This window comes from Pseudofrankia sp. EUN1h (assembly GCF_001854645.1).
GTDB lineage: Bacteria > Actinomycetota > Actinomycetes > Frankiales > Frankiaceae > Pseudofrankia > Pseudofrankia saprophytica.
Genome location: NZ_MBLN01000072.1, coordinates 33,083 through 49,770, shown reverse-complemented (window position 1 = coordinate 49,770; position 16,688 = coordinate 33,083). Strand labels below are relative to the sequence as shown.

The window sequence follows — 16,688 nt, the reverse complement described above, 5'->3', positions numbered from 1 at the left end:
CAGGTCGGTATCGGGCCGGCGGCCGGGCGGCGGCGCTGCTGCCCCCCTCGAGCTCGGAGATCCCTGGGGATTCAGAGATCCAGGACGAGCCGCGGTGAGCGTGCTCTGGAGACGCAGATGTACATACGGTCACCGCGGTCGCGCTCCTCGTCGCTCAGGATCACGTCGCGGTGGAGCGGGACGCCGTCGAGCACGCGGGTCTCGCAGGTGCCGCAGAAGCCCTCCTCACACGAGGAGACGACCGTCGGGACGACCTCGGCGACGACGTCGAGGACGGTGCGGCCCGGCGGAACGGTGACGGTGATGCGACTGCGCCGCAGCTCGACGTCGAAGCTCGTCTCGTCGTCGACATGAGCGGGCTCGACAGGCCGGCCCGCGCTGAATCGCTCCGTGTGTACGCGTCCGCCCGGCAGGTGCGTCGCCACGGCGCCCTCGAGGGCGGTGAGCAGGCCCTCGGGCCCACAGCAGTAGATCTCGGTGCCGGGCCGGAGGCCGCGCGCGATCCCGGCCAGGTCGAGCGGTCCGGCCTCGTCCTCGGGCACGACATGGACCCGCGAGGGATCCAGGGCACGAAGCTCGTCGACGAACGCCATGGCCCGCCGGCTGCGCCCGCCGTAGTACAGCGTCCAGGGCGCGCCGGCGCGGTGCAGGGCGCGGCACATCGCCAGGATCGGGGTGATGCCGATGCCGCCAGCGACGAGCACGTATCGCGCCGCGGGGACGAGAGCGAAGGTGTTGCGCGGCGCGCTCACCGTCAGTCTGGACCCGATTCCCACACTGTCGTGGATCTCCCGCGAGCCTCCCCGCCCCTGCGCCTCGCGGCGGACGGCGATCGTGTACCCGTCGCGGTCGTCGGGCAGGCCACACAGCGAGTACTGGCGGACCAGCCCCGACGGAAGGACCACGTCCACGTGCGCCCCGGCGCTCCACTCGGCAAGCGGCGCCCCCGCCGGGTCGACGAGCCGTAGCAGGACGACATCGGCGCTGACCCGCGTGACGTCGGCGACCCTGACCACGAGCCGCTGGACGGTCGCGGGGACGGCGTTCGTGGTCGCAGGGGCGGTGTTCGTGGTCATGCGGCCACGCTCCCCACCGGGCTCCGGCGCAGATAGTCAGGCAACAGGACGTCGACGGGCACGGCCACGCCGGGGCAGCACAGCGGCTCGTAGGACTCGCCCGGGAGCAGGTCGCGGGCCGGCCACGCGTAGTCGTGGCGGGCCGGCGCGGGCCGCATGACGCGCATCCGCCCCGCCTGCGGGTCGGCGAAGCAGTACTCGGCGATGCCCGCGCGTCCGTAGAGCAGCCGCTTGGGTCCCAGCGCGAACCGGGCGGTGGACTCGACCCGCAGTTCGATGACCGTCTCCGGAACAGGCGCGCCGTCGCGGACGAGGGAGATCGCCGGGACCACATGGTTGCGGGCATCGAGATCGAACGGGCGGAAGACGGCGACGACGAGACTCGACGTCGTGCGCAGCGCGTCGGTGAGGGCGTCGGCGATCTGGTTGATGGCCCGCATCAGCAACGGCGTCGGCTCGGCGCRCACGAACGGCGCGCCGTCTATCAGCTCGTAGCGCCCGGTCTCGCCTCGGAACAGGTCGTCGGGCCGATCGAGCGTCATAGCCCGTCACCCGAGTTCTCGTCGAGTCCCATCATGTCGCGCCAGGCGTCCCAGAACTGACGCAGCCGGTTGTCGTCGCCGCGTGTGCCGGTCGTCGCGTCGGCTCCGCGGGCGATCACGCTGAAGCGCAGGAGCGGGGCGGAGACGCCGGCCTGCTGCTTCAGGAAGACCGGCGCGTCCTCTTCCTCGATGGGATTGGCGAACCAGTAGCGCTGGTTGCGGCGTCGCACCTCACGCACGTCGTCGTCGTCGGACGCCAGTCCCAGCGTGCGGTTCTCCATCACCGACTCCGTCGGCGACAGGACGCGAAGGAAATCGATCGAGATCATGTTCCAGCGCAGCATGATCATCGTGTCCGGGAACAGGTTGACGATCCAGCCGTCGCCGACCTCCAGCCCCGGGAAGGGGTTCGTCGCGACGTACTCCCAGTCGGCGGGGTCGAAGCCGGCCGGGTCCGCCCCGAGCTGCTGCACCGCGTGGCCGTTCGCGAAGAGCCGGTAGGGCCCCGGCGGGCTGGCCTTGCGCAGGAACGGGTGGACGAAGGGCACGTGGTACCCGTCGCGGCCGTTCTCCGTCACGACCTTCCAGTTCACCGGTATCGGCTGGGGCGGGTTGCTGTTGATGACCGCGAACTCGGCCAGACCGAGTGGCTTCGCCATCGTCTCGAGGAGCTCCTCGCCCAGCCACGCACGCAGCGTCCCGTGCTCCTTGGACAGGTTGACGAAGACCAGCCCGAGCTCGATGGAGCAGTCGACCTCGATGAGCGGGTAGTTCTCCTTCTCGAAGCCGGTCCCGTCGTACGCCGCCTCCTGCGAGATGCCGACCAGGTCGCCCGTCAGCGAGTAGACCCAGAAGTGGTAGGGGCAACGGAAGGCCGAACAGTGCCCGCGCGCCTCGTCGACGAGCATGCTTCCCCGGTGCCGGCACACGTTCAGGAAGGCATGGACCTTGTTCTCCCGGTCGCGGGTGATGAGCAGCGGATTGCCGAACAGGGTGGTGGTGACGAAGTCGCCGGTGTTGGCGATCTCGGACTCGTGCGCGACGAACAGCCAGGACCGCAGGAAGATGCGCTCGACCTCGCGGTCGTAGGTCCGCTGGTCGGTGTACACACGGTTGTCGACGACCCGGCGGCCACCGAGCTTCTCGATCGCCGCCGACATGTTGTCAGTCATGAGGGGTCCTTTCTGCCGTGCCGATGGCGGGCATTGCGTCGGCCCCGACGGTTTCACCGGTGACCAGGGCGCCGGACGTCATGCGCACGGTCCGGTCGGCGAGCCGGTCGAGCACTGTCCTGTTCTGCTCGACGACGAGCAGGGTCATCGTTCCCCTGAGCTGYGCCAACGCGTCGGTGAGGACGTCGACCATGGCTGGCGACAGGCCCTGGCTCGGTTCGTCGAGCAGCAGGACGTCGGGTGAGGTCATCAGGGCGCGGCCGATCGCGAGCATCTGCTGCTCGCCGCCGGACAGGACCGCGCCAGGGACGGCCGCCCGCTCGGCCAGGCGCGGGAACAGCTCGTAGACGCGGGCGCGTCGGACCTCGAAGGGCTCGTCCGTCCGGGCGCGGCCGCTGCCGACCTCGGTGATGGCGAGATTGGCCTCGACGCTGAGGGAGCCGATGACCTGCCGTCCCTCGGGAACCAGGGCGAGCCCCGCCCCGAGGCGCCGGTGGCTCGGCAGTCGCTCGATGCTCGCACCGTCCAGCGCGATCCGGCCCCGGGCGGTGCGGTTGGCCCCGGCGATCGCGGACAGCAGCGTCGACTTGCCCGCCCCGTTCGGGCCGATGACCCCCAGCACCTCCCCGGCACGCGCGGTGACGGTCACCTCGCGGATCACGGTGATCTGCCCGTATCCGGCGCTGAGGCCCCGCACCGTCAGCTCGGCGCCGCGGCCGGATCTCGCCTCGTTCCCAGTGGCCCCGGCCGCGGTCGCCGCTGCCGTTGCCGTTGCCGCCCGCGGCCGCGTCACCGTCGGCGCCGTGCCCGGCCGCGGGGCGCGCCCGCCGGCGGCCACGGCGGCGGGACGACGGTCGGGGGTCGCGAGGTCGGCCGCCCGGCCGCTCCACGTCACCCGCCCGTTCTCCATCGCGTACACGTGGTCGGCGATGTCCCTGATGAAGTCGAGGTTGTGGTCGATCACCAGGATCGCGGCACCGGCCGAGCGGAGCTGTTCGAGCCAGGTACGCAGCGCCTCCACCTCCGGCGCCGACAGCCCGACCGCCGGCTCGTCCAGCAGGAGGACCGAGGCGGAGGAGAAGACCGCGCGGGCGAGCTCGACGTACTTGCGCTCGCCCGTCGACAGCGTGGCCGCGGGCCGGAGCGCGAGATGGTCGAGCGAGAGGCTGGCCAGCGTCGCCGCGGCCCGCGCTCGGCCGTCCCGCTCGCCGCGCGGGCTCCTGCGCAGCAGCGGCCGGTGCGACGCCTCGGGGCCGACGACGATGTTGTCGAGCGCGGACAGGTCGCCGACCAGGCGGGGCACCTGGAACGTGCGGATGATCCCCCGGCGGGTGCGTCCCGCCGGTCCGACCTGCGCGATGTCGTCCGGTCCGAGGGTGATCGTCCCGCGGTCGAGCCGCTCGATGCCCGAGATGACGTTCACCAGGGTGCTCTTTCCGGCGCCGTTGGCGCCGATGACCGCGGTCACCGCCCCGGCGCGCACGTCGACGCTGACGTCGTCGAGGGCCACGACCGAGCCGAAGCTGCGGTGGGCGTTGCGGACCAGGAGGTCGCCGGCGTGCCGGGGAGCGGTGTCCGCGGTCCGCGCGACCGTCGGCAGCGCGCTCTCGCGCGCGGCGACCCGGGTGTGCGCGCGGTCCCGGACGAGGCGGCGCCACCCCGCGATCGCGGCGCCCTCCACCCCGGTCGGCAGGTACAGCACGACACCGAGCAGGACGACGCCGTACACGAGCAGCTCGTAGTCGCCGAAGCCGCCGAGCCCGGACTGGAGCCAGTAGATGACGAAGGCGCCGACGACGCCGGCCAGGCGAAGTCCCGTACCCCCGATGACCACCAGCATCGTCAGCTGCACGGACGTCACCACCGACACGCTGTCCGGGCTGACCAGGCCCTGCGAGGTGAACAGCAGCACCCCGCTGATGCCGGTGAAGGTGCCGCCGATGGTGAACAGCAGCACCTTGGTCCGCGCCACGGGCACCCCGAGCACGGACGCGGCCAGCTCGTCGTTCCGGACGAGGCGGAAGAGCCGGCCCCGCTTGCCCGCTACGGTCCAGCTCATCGCGAGCAGCACGACGGCCACCAGGACGACCGAGGCGACGTACCAGTCGGTCGCGGTGGACAGCCGGGTCACCCCGAGGTCGAGTTCGGGCAGCGAGACGAAGCCGGTCCCGCCACCCGTCCCAGGCAGTGCGAGAAGCAGGGAGCTGAACGCGAACGACAGGCCGAGCGTGGCGACCCCGAAGTAGTGCCCGGAAAGACGCACGAGCAGGAGTCCGAGCAGCAGCGCGGCCAGCGCGCAKAAGACGACGCCCAGGCCGGCGGCCGCCAGGACCGGCCACCCGAAGGTGAGGTGCGCGATCGCCGTGGTGTAGGCGCCGACGCCCATGAAGATGGCGCCGCCGAGGGACAGCATGCCCCCGTAGCCGAGCATCAGGTTCAGCCCGGTCGCGGCGATGCCGTAGATGCAGACCAGGGTCATGAGGGTCAGGTTGAGACCCGTCAGGCCGTACCAGGGGCTGAAGAAGGCGAGGACGGCGACGGCGAACGCGGCGCCCCGATGCGTCGCGAGCTGCCGCAGCCGGTCTCGGCCGTCGGCGCGCTGCGCCCTGCGCAGCGGTGTGCCCGTCGCGCCGGACGGGCCGGTGTGGACCGCTGGTGTGGTCATGCGCGGCTGACCCCACCGAATCGGACGCCCCGGCTGAGCAGGACGACGCCGGCGAGCAGGACGCCCCCGAGGACGACCGGCACCTGGTACAGCGGATTCCAGTACGCCCCGACGATGCCCTGGACGAGCCCGAGAGCGAGGCCTCCCCAGAGCACCCGCGTCACGCTGGTCATGTTCGCGAAGGCGGCCGCGACGAACCCGTTGAGCGTGACGGCGAGCCCGCTGTTGTAGCTGATTCCGGTGGCCGGGACGATGAGCAGGGCGCTGAGCGCCCCGATCGCGCCGGCGAGGCCGAAGGACAGCTGCCGCAGCCGCGCCGTGTTGACCCCGAGCAGCTCCGTGGCCCGTGGCGACTCGGCGCTTGCGGTCATGGCCTTCCCGGTGGTCGTCCAGCGGAAGAACGCGGCCAGCGCGAGCGGCACGACGACGGCGACCCCGACCGCGAGAACGGCCTGGCGACTGATCGCCGCCCCCTGCATCCGGATCGGCGAACCCGTGAGCATGGCCGGGAAGTTGCGTGCGTCCGCGCCGAAGGCGACGTTGAGCACCCCTTCGACGAGTACCGCGAAGCCGAGGGCCACGATGATGAGCCGCCCCGGCTGCCAGTCCAGGCGGGGACGGAGGATCACCCGTTCGAGGAACAGGGCCAGCGCGACCGCCGCGGCGAGCCCGATCACGCCGGCCAGCGCCAGGGCCAGACCGGCGGCCACGAGCTTCGCGATGACCAGCCCGGCCACGGCGAAGCTCTCGCCGTGGGCCAGGTTCACGACCCGGGAGCTGCGGTAGCACAGGACGATGCCCGCGCCCATGAGCACGAACAGCGACCCGTTGGCCAGCGACGAGAACAGGGTTTGAAGCGCCAGAGTCATGGTCGATCCGGCCCTTAGAAGTTCTCGCCCACGGGGACCCAGCTGCCACCGGCCTCGTCGGTCGCCTTGACCACCTGCGTCGGCACGCCGGACGCGACGTTCAGGGCGGGATTCGAGAAGGTCAGCGGCGACCCGAGGCAGGTCGTGGTCTTGCTCAGCAGGTACTTCTGGATGGCGTCGGCCGAGCTGGCCTTCGTGTCGTCGATCGCCGCCTTCATCAGGCAGCTCGCGTAGGCGAACGAGGAGCCGACGGAGTCGACCGGCTTACCGATCGCCTGCTGGTAGTCGGCCTGGAAGCTGGTCCATTCCTTCGTCACCGCGGGCGGGAACGCCGAGCCCTTCGCCATGGTGGCGATGCCGAAGAGGTTCTTCGGGACCCCGCCCGAGAGGGACCGCAGGAAGTTGTTGGTCACGTTGCCGTTGCCGACGACCACGGGGAGCGTGAGGCCGAGGGTCCCCGCCGAGGACAGGACCACGTTGGTCGGGCTGCCCAGCGTCGCGGAGAAGACGAGACCGGCGCCCTGGGACCGTAGCTGCACGAGCTGCGGGGTCACGTCCGTCGCGGTGGGCTCCATCGGAGACGCGACCACGGAGAGACCAGCGCTCGCGGCAGCGGCCTTGATCGCCGCGAGCTGTGCGGTGCCCGAGCTGTCGCTCGTGTAGATCACACCGAGCGTTCCGATGTTGTTCGACTTCGCCATCGCGATCATGGGCTGCACGACGGTGCCGAACAGGGGGACGACCTGGAAGGACTTGCTGCCGCCCTTGGGCAGCATCACCGGGATGATCGACAGCGACACCTGGTTCGCCAGCCGCGTCTGCGCGCTCTGCGCGGCAGGAAGACCGGTCATCAGGACGACGACATGGGAGTTGACCGAGCCGACCTGTGCGGCGCACTGCGCCCCGCCGGCCGGCGTGCTCTTCGAGTCGCAGTACTTGACCTCGAGCTTGCGCCCACCGGCGCCGCCCTCGGCGTTGAACTTGTCGACCCATAACTGGAACGCTAATTTCGACGCCGCGCCGGCGTTCGCCGCCGAGCCCGTCTGGTCGACGATCCCGCCGATGACCCAGGAGTCGCCGCCGCCGCCCGCCGCCGCGCCGGAGTCGCCACCCCCGTTCGAGCAGGCCGCCAGGCACACCGCGGCGGCGACCGGCGCCGCCGCCAGCGTGCCCAGCCGACGTACGCGACCAGGCCGACGGCCGACGGCGTCGGCGAATCTTGCTTTCATGAGGTGCCTCCAGGGCTCTGCGTGGACCGGCGCCATCGGTGCGGCCGATGTCGGACGGGCTGCCACCGCGGACCACCCGTCGATCACGGTGGTCCGCCGAGTTCGGTATCGCTGCTGAATGCGGTGTTGGTGTCGGCGGCCGCTGCCGGCCCGGCCGTGGCTATCGCTTCGACGTGGCCTTCGAGAACAGCGAGCCAAGCTGGTCGACGCGCTCGGACCCGGCGCCGATGGCCGCGAGGTAGGAGGCCATCGGCTCGCGGTTGTCCTGACTGAGAAAAAGCACCGCCATCGGATGCACACCGTGGCGATGTAGCCATGCGTAGTCCTTCGCCAGGATGGCCGCGCGCTCCTCGGCCTCAAGGCGATAGCCGTCCAGGAATTTGTCCCGCAACGGGGCGAGGCGAACCGGGTCGGGAGAGCGGTGGCGATCGCGGATCAGCCGTTCGATCTCAGTGACCGCCATCGAACTCACCTCCGGCCGGCCGCACCTGACTAGTCGGTCTTGCTTTCGCCTCGCGCGGCCCGGCCACGTCCCACGCGACCTGGTACCCCCCGACGTTCCAGCCGGGAATGAAACTTTCCTCGACGATCGACTCGACTCGGCAGTCGGACATCGCCGCCGCGACCGAGATCCAGCTCCGGATCTCGTTGGCGCCGTCCCCGCCCTCGTCGATCTGTTCCTGGCTCATCGTYCGGAGCGCCTCGAGATCTCCGGCCCGCAGATGCCCGATGAACCACTCGTCGAACTCGACGTTCAGATCACCGTGCCGCGCGTTGCCAACCCAGTGTGAGATGCCTCCGGCGGCAACGAGAGCGACGCGCCGACCGGCGGGGTCCTGCTCGATGAAGGCGCGGAGCAGGACGCCGAAGTCATAGGCACGTCTGGCTGTGTGCATGGGCGACCAGATCGTGTTCTGCAGCACGGGAACCACCGGCACGTCGTTCTCAGGGCGGAGGAGATGCAGCGGCAGCCCGACACCGTGGTCGAGAACGAGCTCGCTCGAGTGCGCGACGTCGAAGTCGTTCTCATAGGCGAAGTGGACGAACGCGCGCGCGAAGTCCGGCGCCCCGGGGATCTTTGCGTCGGGAAGATTGAACTCCGGGATACAGGCGTGCGTGCTGCCGATCCCGACGACGAAGGGAGGGACGTTCGTCGACAGAATGTTCGTGATGTGTTCGCTCGACAGCACGACCAGAACGTCGGGGCGGGCTGCCGTGAGGCGTTCGCGCAGGCGAGCGAACCCGTCGTAGACCGCGGTCCGCTGATCGTCCGGGGCGAGCTGCGGCAGACCGGTGATGAACGGTGCGTGCACCGTCGCCACCGCCGCAACCACGTCGCTCATGGGTCCTCCTCGACCTCGGTAGTGACAACTGTATCCACTTCGGATGGAGTGTCAAGGGTCACGACGAGGGCCTCAGCCAGCCCTTACGCTCCACCGGCGCCGCCACCGGTACGGCCACCGGAACTCCTTCCGCGGGAGGCGGTACGTTGATCGACAGGTGGAGGGTGGGCCCCTCCGGAGCCCAGTTGCGGTGCGGGACGCCCTCCGGGAAGACGACCAGACTCCCTGGGCCAGCGACGTGGCGCTCTTCGTCGATCTCCAGGTGCATCAGGCCTTCGAGGACGTAGAAGATCTGCTCGAACGCGTGCGTGTGGAGCCCTTCTGGGRAGCCTCCACCCGTCGGCGTGCGAATAAGACTTGCTGAGACGCGGTCGGCGCCGGTGGCCCGATCGAGCAGCGGCAGCGAAAGACGTTCGTCGGCGGCGCGGGCCACGAAGGCGTCGCGATCGATATGCCGCACAGGGGTATCTCTGCGATCCGTCACGTGTGCTCCTCCTGCGATGAGGTCCGGCAGGCTCCCATAGCCGCCGCCGGTTGGCAAGAGCACGTCCGCGGTAATTGGGTTGGAGCAACGGCCGGGCATGCGACCCCTACCGCAGATGCAATTTCTCGCGAGACGACGTGATCGCCAGTGTGGTCAGGTAAGAGGATCTCGGATTCTCGCGCGGTGTCGGGGTAGTTGACCGGAAGAAAGAGGCAACGACGTCGCAGCGCGTCGGAGAGCTCGCGGGTGCCGTTGGATGTCAGGAACACCTGTGGCTGGCTGCGGGCCCGCATCGTGCCGAGCTCGGGAATGGTGACCTGAAAGTGCGACAGGACCTCCAACAGCAGAGCCTCGGTCTCGACCTCCACTCGGTCAATCTCGTCGATCAGAAATACTAGCGGCTCCGCGGCCAGGATTGCTTCCAGCAAGGGTCGCGCCAGCAGGAATTCTTCACTGAACAGCGCCGCGGATCGGCGTCGCCAGCCGTGTGGGGTGCAAATCGACGGTCAGGGGCCCTGAGCTGGGCGGACAGCCGTCGGAGATCATGGTGAGTCATGGTGTCGACGGTGGTGTTCCCGCTGATGCGCAGACTGCTCAGCGCGGCCGGATTCGGCGGTCGGCCCGAGGAGAAGGACGTCGAGATCGCCGCCCTGCGCCATCAGTTGGCAGTGCTACACCGTCAGGTCGCCCGGCCGCGATACACCCAAGCCGATCGGATTCTGTTGGCCACGCTGCTCAGCTTCTCCCCCGGTCGCGCTGGTCGGCGTTCCTCGTCACCCCGCAACCGTGCTGCGCTGGCACCGAGACCTGGTCAGCCGCCACTGGACCTTGTACCGTGCCAGAGCTCGATTCCGGGCCGCTGACCTGCGGCTCCGCTACCACGCGCCTTAGTGGATGATCGTGTCTCGTGGCGGTGCGGCTCATCTATCTGATCATGGTGCGAGTGTTCGGCTGGCTCGTGCTGCTGACGCGCAGCGACGCGGCTAGGACGGCAGAACTGCTGGTGCTGCGCCATGAGGTGGCGGTCCAGYGGACGAGCGGAGCTCTTCAGCCGCCAGATGTTGACGTCGACCGCCATCGCGCGCTGCCGGATGATCGTCGTGGACACCCGCGTCGACTGGGCCGCCCTCGGCTACGACGACCAGACGCTCGACGAACTCGTCGAGTTCCTGCTCCGGATCATCCAGTCCATGGTCATCGCTCCGCTGGAGYGACCTCGCTCCCGCGACGAGCTCCGCGGGTACCTCCGGCGGTGGCTCGGGCCGGCGCTGTACCCCGGACCAGTGCCCGCGACAGCCGCCCACACCTCTCCAAGCCACGCTGGCGTGCCTGGGAGAGACACAGCGCCCGCACTCTTGGACCAAGATTGATGTTTGACTAGTCACCAGTAGTAGCTGACTCCGCGGCGCAGAAGAAGCGTCCGAGGATCGCCGCCAACGTCGTCAACTACCTGGTCGGAGACCCCGTACAACAGACCCACGACGACTTCCTGCGGGTTCGCCTCGAGGCCGGGCAGAGCGCCACCGTCAGGTTCGTCATCGGGCCGGCGCAGCTGGGGATCTGGGACAGCAGGATGGAGCACACCGTCGGGGCCGGAACCGTGGATGTGATGGTAGGACCGAACGCCGCCGACACGCATTCGGTCGAACTCAAGGTTCTCCCTTGATCCAGTCGCCGCCCGCCTGCTCGCTACAAGGCTGCCGCGACAAGCAGAAGATCTCGCCCTCCCGTCGAGTCACGAGCCCCGGGGCAGCCACAGAGACGGGGCCGGACGATGCGCCTCTCGATCGGGAGTACCTCAGCGGGGGAAGGTGAGTTCCCTGGCGTTGTCATACATGATGCGGCGCTGTTCGGCGGGGGTGAAGTCGGCGACGTTGGTGAGGAAGTCCTTCGGTGCGGGGAAGCCTTCGCCGTGGGGCCAGTCGGAGCCGAAGAGGATGCGTTCGACCGGCAGGAAGCGGGCGAGGTCGGGGACGTTCTCCTCGACGAAGGGCGCGACCCAGCAGTGCTCGATGAACTGGTCGCGTGGGCTGGTTTTGAAGCCCCCGCCGTGGGCCAGGTAGTCGAGGGCGAGCAGGAGCGACGGTACCCAGGCTCCGCCGTTCTCGATGAAGGCGAACTTCAGCGTCGGGAATCGCTCGAAGAGCCGGTGGGCGACGAGGACGTAGGCGAAGTCGTGGACGATCCGGTGCTTGGTGAGCCCCGAGAAGGTCGAGGACTGGCCGAGGTGCTCGGTGTCGCCCGGCGCGATCCCGCCCATGTGCGCCTCGCCCCAGACCTCGTCCATCAGCTCGTGCACTGGTGTGTACGTCTCGTCGGAGCCGTCGTGGGTGGCGACCACGACGCCCGCCTCCGCGGCGAGGTGCCAGAAGCGGTCGAACATCGGGTCGGCCGGTGACCGGTTGCCGTCACGGGTGAAGGCGGCGCCGTGGCGGATGTTCACCACCCGGGCGCCGTGGTCGAGGCACCATGTCAACTCGCGCAGTGTCTCGTCCGGATCGCACATGGTGATGAAAGGCACGCCGAAGATGCGGTCCTGGTAGGCGAACCCCCACTGCTCCTGCAGCCACCGGTTGAAGGCGCGGTAGCACTCGACGGCCGCCTCGATGTCAGTGTGTAACAGCGGCTCGATCACCACGCCCTGCGACGGGAACAGCCAGGTTGCCTCGACGCCCTGACCGTCCATCACCCTGAGGCGGGCGTCGCGTTCGTACCAGTCCGGATGGTCCGACGGCTGCTCGGTGAACCCGGACTCGAAGGCGTCTCGGCTGGTGCCGCCCYGGAAGTAGTCCAGGAACGCGCCCGGGCGCGGACGTGGGTGCACGTCGGYCGGGCCGGGAAGCCACTCGGTCTGCACGCCGTCGACCAGGTAACGGAGTACCCCGTCGACCTCCTTGATCTGGACCCCGCGGTCCGCGAACTTCGGATCGCGGTGACGCGTGAACGCGTCGCTCGTCTCCCAGTAGTGGTTGTCCGCATCGAAGAGCCTGGGGATTGCCGTCCCGGTCTCGGTCATGTTGTCTCCTCGGTCATCGCTGTGTGGCCTCGTCCTCGTCGCCATACCGCGGTCGCTATGCCGTGCCGTGCCGCAGCAGCTTGCCGGGAGTCTCGTCCGTGCAGATCCCGTCGATGAAGGTCGTCCTGCCGTTCACGATGATCCGGTCGTAACCGACGGCCTTCTGGACGAGCCGCCACTCGCCGGCCGGGTAGTCGAACAGCCGCTCCTGCGGCAGCGCGCCAACCGTGTCGGGGTCGTAGACGATGATGTCCGCAGGCTTTCCCTCGGCGATCGAGCCCCGATCGCGCAGCCCGATGGCCATCGCCGGGTAGGCGGAAAGGCGCCAGTGCGCCTCCTCGAGGGACATGATCTCGTGCTCGCGGACCCAGTGGCCGATCAGCTCGGTGGCGAAACGGGCCGTGGTGACGAACTTGGTGTGCGCGCCGCCGTCGCTGATGCCGGGCAACGCCACGGAGCACGACGCGACCTCCTTGACCGCCGTGGCGTCCATGTCGATCATCGTCGTGCCGAATCCCACGTTGAGATCGCCGGCGACCGCGATGTCGAGCAGGGCGTCGGCCAGGTGCTTGCCCTCGCGGGTCGCGATCTCGCCGATGGTGAACCCCTCGTAGCGCTCCTTGAGCGCCAGGGCGTCCTTGGCGTCACTGGTGATCCAGTTCACCGTGATCTCGGCGAGCGGGTAGCCGGCGGCACCGAAACCACCGCCCAGCTCGTCGATCGCGGCGCGCAGAGCCGGTCGGCGTTCCGGGTCGGAGAACTTGGCGATCTTCTCCTCGAGCGTGCCGAGTCCGGCGTCCTTCCAGGCGGGGAAGATGTCCATGAGGTTGTAGTTCTCGAGGACGATCTCGGACTGGAAGCGCACGATCTGGGCCGACGCGAAGACGCGCAGGCCTTCCTTCTCGTTCAGTTCGTCGAGGCGGTCGATGGTCGCCAGGTGGGGGAACTGCGACTCGCCGTGCTGGTTGACGGACCCGGTGGGCGCCAAGGCGTTCCAGATGATGGGGCGGCCGCTCTCGCGGGCGATCAGCGCCGCTGTCTCGAGCTGCCCGGTGATCTGCGTGGTGCCCCGGCCGATCCTGCGCAGTGCCCGCGAGAACGCCGTGATCTCCCGTTCGGTCATCATGTCCGTGACCATCGGCGAGCCGTCGTAGTCGAGCTGGACGTTGAACAGGTCACCCGCGATCTGCGAGCTCCACCCGCAGCCGCCGGCCTCCATCCCCTCGAGCAGGAGCTGGCACATCCTGTCCAGTTCCTCGTCGGACGCCCTGTTCTTCTTGGCCTGATCGACACCGACCACGTAGGTGTACAGCGGTGCCAGCGGCACCAGCGACATCACGTTGACGCCCTTGGGTGTCCGGTCGAGGCTGTCGAGGAACTCGGGGTAGGTGACCCAGTCCCAGGGCATGCCGGCCCGCATCGTCTTGATCGGCACCGCCTCGTTGCGGGACAGGCTGAGCATCGTGCGGTCCTGGTCCTCGGGCTTGCAGGGCGCGAACCCGAAGCCACAGTTGCCGAGCAGCACCGTGGTGACCCCGTGCCAGCCCGACATGGTGCACCACGGGTCCCAGAAGACCTGGCTGTCGTAGTGGGTGTGGATGTCGACGAAGCCCGGGGCGACGATCTTGCCGGTGGCGTCGACCACCTCGGCGCCATCGGAGGCGTCGACGCGCCCGATCTGGACGATCCTGCCGTCCTTGATCGCCACATCGGCCTTGTAGCGCGGCGTCCTGAGCCCGTCGATGACGGTGCCACCCTTGATCACGATGTCGTATAAGGCCATCGGTCCGCTTCCTCCCGTCGCCGGAACACCGCTCGGACACCCGTGTCCTCGCAAGGCACCGTACCTACTTGCTGGTCGCTCAACAAGTAGATAGCCAGGGAGCAAGAAAGTACTCTGCCGTCATGGATCCCGCCGCTCCCCGCCGTCGGACTCAGGTCGAACGACGCGCCGAGTCCGAGGATGCCCTGCTCGACGCGGCCGCCGCCCTGGTGGCCGAGCGTGGCATCGAAGGCGCCTCCCTCGCTCGCATCGGACAGCGGGCCGGGGCAAGCCGCGGCCTAACGACCCATCACTTCGGGTCGAAGGACGGCCTCGTCGCCCGACTCGCCCGCAGAGCACAGAACCAGATCGACGACGCGGCCTGGGCCGCCGTCGAACGAGGCGGACGCCATGTCGAGGACCTCCCCGGCCTCGACCTCGTCCGGGCGACGGTCGACACCTATCTGAAGCGGTTCGAGGACCCCAGCAGCAACGACCGAGCCCTGATCGTCATGTGGGGAGCCACCTTCCCCGCGGAGGCATCGGTCGAGGGCATGCTCGAAGCCGACACGCGCAGCCGCGAAGGCTGGGCCGGACTGATCGAACAAGGCCAGCGCGACGGCTCGATCAGGACAGACCTCGACCCCAGGACCGGGGCGATCCTGCTTCAGGGACTGGTCCGCGGCGTGGCCGCGACCTTCCTCACCGACGCCCACCTGACCGAAAAAGGCCAGGCGCGGCAAGCCTGCCAGGCATGGATCACATCCGCCCTCGCGCCGCCCCGGGACGAGCCCACCATTCCGGCCAGGCCACCCCGGTCCGTGCACCGTTAGCTGGCCCAGGCGAGCGCTCGGGATCCACTCCCACCGTTTCCTGGCCGCCCTTGTCATGACGGGCGATCCCGGAACGTCGAGACGCTGTCGCCCTGGTCAGCCGGACTTCGCGGCGCCGATCACTCTCTGCAGGAATGCCATGACCGACCGGTGTGCCTCTGCGGACGTACTTTCTCGGGAGATGACGGCCAGGTATTCGGAGAGCGTCGCGCCGACAGCCGCGGCGCCGATCGAGGTCATCGGGTGGACAACCGGCCCGGCGTCCTACCTGGACGCGGCGGCGGCGCCTTGGCGCCGCCGCCGGCCGGGATCAGTTCTCGATCGGAGTGACGCCGACGGGCACGTAGTCGGTCGGCTGCCCCTTGTCGTCGAGGGTGGTGGTGAGCCAGCCGCGGACGCAGACCGCGGGCTCGCTCGGGATGGCCTTGCCGTTGCACCGGAACCGCAGGCCGCCCGCACCTGGCAGGTCCTGCTCCGGCATTGCCCGGATCGCGGCGACGATGGACTCGGGCGTGACGTCGCCGGAGATGCTCTCTGTCGCCAGTTGGAAGGCGGTGACCTGGGTGAACATCGAGAGACCGGCGACTCTGTCGATGTCGATGTCCTTGTTGCCGTAGGCGGCGACGACGGCCTTGTAAAGACGCGTCGACGGGCTGTCCACGCCGACGGGGGCCACCCCTGGCACAACCAGCCCCTTCAGGAAACTTCCCGGCACCGCCGTCCGGGTCTTGTCCGACATGCAGTTGGGGTGCGGGACAACCGTGCCGGTGAATGCGACGGCGCGCAGCCCGTTGAAGGCGCTGATGCAGAACGCGTCGTTACCCACGACGTGCACGACCCCCGGATCGCCGCGCGAGATCATGCCCTGGATCTGCGGTGTCATGTCGGCTGTGCCCGGGGGAACCGGGACGACCGCCAGTTCGAGGCCGGCCGACCTGAACATCGCTGGCGCGGAGTTCCGCCAGACGCCCATCGCGGCGGGAACGTCGATCGTGACGGCGGTGACCTTGGTCGCGCCCTTGTCCTTGGCCTGCTGGATCACGGCCTTGACCGGGTACGCGAGGTCGGTGAGGGAGAACGTCGTGTCGGCGTTCTTCACCATGTCTCCGGACCCGTAGCTGAGCCACGTCGGCATGTGCGCCTCGTGTAGCGGCTGCCAGATGCTCTCCACGACCGAGGAGGTGCCGACGAGGACGGAGGCGACATTGTTCTCGACCATCTGGTTCCCGCAGTCCGTGCCCATGGCCGGGTCGGCCAGCGCCTTACAGGTGACCAGCTCGATCGGGTGGCCGGCGAGACCGCCCTTGTGGTCATTCAGGAAGCCGACGGTGGCTTTGGCCACGGCGGCCTCGATGGACAGGTCCGAGACGGGGCCCTTGTCGTCCGAGATCAACCCGATCCGCACCGGGGTGCCTTTCGCCAGGTCGGACGGCCCCAGGAGGCCGTCCGCGCTCGGCGTTCCTCCCGAGGAGGCGCCCGCGCCGCCGCTGTCGCCGCCGCAGGCAGTGAGTACGGCGAGCAGTCCGGTGGCCAACGCGACGGCACCCCAGCGTGTGGCCGCCGGCCGTCGCCATGACCGCGCACGGGCAGCCCGGCCGGGAGAGATCTCTGTCCTGTGCATGCTCTACCCATCTCTTTCAGTCGCGGTGAGGAGGATGGCGAGACGAAAGGGCAGAAGGAATCAGCTCCTTCCTCCA

16 protein-coding genes and 2 pseudogenes are annotated in these 16,688 nt (G+C 69.3%); 4 read left to right on the top strand and 14 right to left on the bottom strand.

All coding sequences use genetic code 11. The features are described from left to right. Window positions 1-71 precede the first annotated feature (71 nt). The 10 genes and pseudogenes from BCD49_RS27955 to BCD49_RS46525 form a co-directional block, all read right to left on the bottom strand. Window positions 72-1,076 (bottom strand): PDR/VanB family oxidoreductase, encoded by a 1,005-nt coding sequence (locus BCD49_RS27955; RefSeq protein WP_007513321.1) that lies wholly within the window; start codon window positions 1,074-1,076, stop codon window positions 72-74. Then, the gene (locus BCD49_RS27950) at window positions 1,073-1,618 is read right to left on the bottom strand and encodes a Uma2 family endonuclease (RefSeq protein ID WP_071042079.1); all 546 of its coding nucleotides are present in this window, start codon (window positions 1,616-1,618) and stop codon (window positions 1,073-1,075) included. Before BCD49_RS27950 ends, BCD49_RS27955 begins: the two co-directional genes overlap by 4 nt. Next, window positions 1,615-2,790 (bottom strand): aromatic ring-hydroxylating oxygenase subunit alpha, encoded by a 1,176-nt coding sequence (locus tag BCD49_RS27945; RefSeq protein WP_007513324.1) that lies wholly within the window; start codon window positions 2,788-2,790, stop codon window positions 1,615-1,617. Before BCD49_RS27945 ends, BCD49_RS27950 begins: the two co-directional genes overlap by 4 nt. Beyond that, window positions 2,783-5,455, bottom strand: coding sequence for an ATP-binding cassette domain-containing protein (locus tag BCD49_RS27940; RefSeq protein WP_071042078.1), 2,673 nt, complete (start codon window positions 5,453-5,455; stop codon window positions 2,783-2,785). The genes BCD49_RS27945 and BCD49_RS27940 overlap by 8 nt, the downstream gene beginning before the upstream one ends. Continuing rightward, window positions 5,452-6,324, bottom strand: coding sequence for a branched-chain amino acid ABC transporter permease (locus BCD49_RS27935; protein ID WP_007510957.1), 873 nt, complete (start codon window positions 6,322-6,324; stop codon window positions 5,452-5,454). Before BCD49_RS27935 ends, BCD49_RS27940 begins: the two co-directional genes overlap by 4 nt. 14 nt (window positions 6,325-6,338) lie before the next feature. Next, the gene (locus tag BCD49_RS27930; RefSeq protein ID WP_007510955.1) at window positions 6,339-7,553 is read right to left on the bottom strand and encodes an ABC transporter substrate-binding protein; all 1,215 of its coding nucleotides are present in this window, start codon (window positions 7,551-7,553) and stop codon (window positions 6,339-6,341) included. Between the two features lie 160 nt (window positions 7,554-7,713). Next, the gene (locus tag BCD49_RS27925; RefSeq protein ID WP_007510953.1) at window positions 7,714-8,016 is read right to left on the bottom strand and encodes a hypothetical protein; all 303 of its coding nucleotides are present in this window, start codon (window positions 8,014-8,016) and stop codon (window positions 7,714-7,716) included. Then, on the bottom strand, window positions 8,003-8,896 hold the full coding sequence (locus tag BCD49_RS27920) for an extradiol ring-cleavage dioxygenase class III protein subunit B (RefSeq protein WP_007510951.1): 894 nt from the start codon (window positions 8,894-8,896) through the stop codon (window positions 8,003-8,005). Before BCD49_RS27920 ends, BCD49_RS27925 begins: the two co-directional genes overlap by 14 nt. A gap of 58 nt (window positions 8,897-8,954) precedes the next feature. Further along, the gene (locus BCD49_RS27915) at window positions 8,955-9,380 is read right to left on the bottom strand and encodes a cupin domain-containing protein (RefSeq protein WP_158072969.1); all 426 of its coding nucleotides are present in this window, start codon (window positions 9,378-9,380) and stop codon (window positions 8,955-8,957) included. A gap of 158 nt (window positions 9,381-9,538) precedes the next feature. After that, window positions 9,539-9,841: pseudogene (locus tag BCD49_RS46525) on the bottom strand (AAA family ATPase); the annotation flags it as partial. A 446-nt stretch (window positions 9,842-10,287) separates the two neighbouring features. Here BCD49_RS46525 and BCD49_RS45300 point away from each other — a divergent pair. From BCD49_RS45300 to BCD49_RS46520, 3 genes and pseudogenes are all read left to right on the top strand, one after another. After that, window positions 10,288-10,407: pseudogene (locus tag BCD49_RS45300) on the top strand (integrase); the annotation flags it as partial. Window positions 10,408-10,471: 64 nt separating this feature from the next. Next, complete coding sequence (locus BCD49_RS44340; protein ID WP_198939468.1) at window positions 10,472-10,750, top strand: hypothetical protein; 279 nt, start codon at window positions 10,472-10,474, stop codon at window positions 10,748-10,750. Between the two features lie 56 nt (window positions 10,751-10,806). After that, window positions 10,807-11,046: a fibronectin type III-like domain-contianing protein gene (locus BCD49_RS46520; protein WP_083401735.1), complete on the top strand. Its 240-nt coding sequence runs from the start codon at window positions 10,807-10,809 to the stop codon at window positions 11,044-11,046. A gap of 132 nt (window positions 11,047-11,178) precedes the next feature. Here BCD49_RS46520 and BCD49_RS27895 read toward each other — a convergent pair whose 3' ends face one another. Both BCD49_RS27895 and BCD49_RS27890 read right to left on the bottom strand, forming a co-directional pair. Further along, a complete protein-coding gene (locus BCD49_RS27895; protein WP_071042075.1) occupies window positions 11,179-12,396 on the bottom strand; it encodes an amidohydrolase family protein in 1,218 nt (405 codons plus the stop codon). A gap of 55 nt (window positions 12,397-12,451) precedes the next feature. Further along, entirely contained in the window at window positions 12,452-14,179 is a 1,728-nt protein-coding gene (locus BCD49_RS27890; RefSeq protein ID WP_007510943.1) for an N-acyl-D-amino-acid deacylase family protein, read from the bottom strand. Between the two features lie 122 nt (window positions 14,180-14,301). On the opposite strand from BCD49_RS27890, the gene BCD49_RS27885 reads away from it, so the two are divergent. Next, entirely contained in the window at window positions 14,302-14,991 is a 690-nt protein-coding gene (locus BCD49_RS27885) for a TetR/AcrR family transcriptional regulator (protein ID WP_007510942.1), read from the top strand. A 96-nt stretch (window positions 14,992-15,087) separates the two neighbouring features. Here BCD49_RS27885 and BCD49_RS43735 read toward each other — a convergent pair whose 3' ends face one another. Together BCD49_RS43735 and BCD49_RS27880 are read right to left on the bottom strand one after the other, a co-directional pair. Next, window positions 15,088-15,231 (bottom strand): hypothetical protein, encoded by a 144-nt coding sequence (locus BCD49_RS43735; protein ID WP_157845252.1) that lies wholly within the window; start codon window positions 15,229-15,231, stop codon window positions 15,088-15,090. A gap of 70 nt (window positions 15,232-15,301) precedes the next feature. Beyond that, window positions 15,302-16,612, bottom strand: a complete 1,311-nt coding sequence (locus tag BCD49_RS27880; protein ID WP_007510940.1) for an ABC transporter substrate-binding protein — start codon at window positions 16,610-16,612, stop codon at window positions 15,302-15,304. Window positions 16,613-16,688 lie beyond the last annotated feature (76 nt).